Source organism: Streptococcus suis, from assembly GCF_002960445.1.
GTDB lineage: Bacteria > Bacillota > Bacilli > Lactobacillales > Streptococcaceae > Streptococcus > Streptococcus hyiners.
Genome location: NZ_POJD01000423.1, coordinates 1 through 282, shown reverse-complemented (window position 1 = coordinate 282; position 282 = coordinate 1). Strand labels below are relative to the sequence as shown.

The window sequence follows — 282 nt, the reverse complement described above, 5'->3', positions numbered from 1 at the left end:
ATCACAGGGGATGTTATGGGTAAATATCACCCGCATGGAGATATTGCGATTTACGAAGCAATGGTTCGTATGGCGCAATGGTGGAGCTACCGTCACATGTTAGTTGATGGTCACGGAAACTTTGGTTCCATGGATGGCGACGGAGCAGCCGCTCAGCGTTATACAGAAGCACGTATGAGCAAGATTGCGCTTGAAATGCTTCGTGATATTAACAAGAACACGGTAAATTTTGCGGATAACTATGACGCGAGTGAACGTGAGCCTGAGGTTTTACCTGCTCGT

The 282-nt window shown here is 47.2% G+C and carries 1 protein-coding gene; it reads left to right on the top strand.

Going from position 1 to position 282, the window contains the following annotated elements; genetic code table 11:
- Window positions 1-282, top strand: a 282-nt coding sequence (locus C1G53_RS12365; protein WP_330847488.1) for a DNA gyrase subunit A, incomplete at both ends; no start/stop codon positions are given.